This is a genomic window from Streptomyces sp. 13-12-16 (assembly GCF_002114215.1).
GTDB lineage: Bacteria > Actinomycetota > Actinomycetes > Streptomycetales > Streptomycetaceae > Streptomyces.
Map to the genome: position 1 here is coordinate 1 of NZ_NCTE01001456.1, position 391 is coordinate 391.

A 391-nucleotide genomic window follows, 5' to 3' on the forward strand; every position below is an offset into this window, starting at 1 on the left:
CCGCCGGGCCGCGGACACCGCCCTGCGCGAGCGCCTCGAACGGCTCGCCCTGCCCCCGGCCGACGGCGGCCCCGCGGTGCCGGAACGGGCCGGGGACTGGTCCGGTGCCGCGTTCACCCCGGAGGGCGGGGGCTGCGACGACCAGCCGAAGCTGACCGCGGCCGAGGTCACGGCGGACGCCGACGGCGGCTGGACGCTGACCCTCACCGAGGACGGCGAACGGTTCGGCGCACGGTTCTTCGCCGGGCAGGGGTGGACGACCGCGGAGGAGCCCGTCCCGGCCGCCGCGAGCGGCGGCTGGAACGACGGCGACACCCTCACCGTGGACCTGGTGTTCCTGGAGACGCCGCACCGCCTCCGGGTCACCTGCTCCCTCACCGGCCGGACCTTC

General features: G+C 77.7%; 1 pseudogene. It reads left to right on the forward strand.

What is annotated here, in order from left to right:
* Window positions 1-391 (forward strand): annotated as a pseudogene (locus B7767_RS47110) (serine hydrolase); the annotation flags it as partial.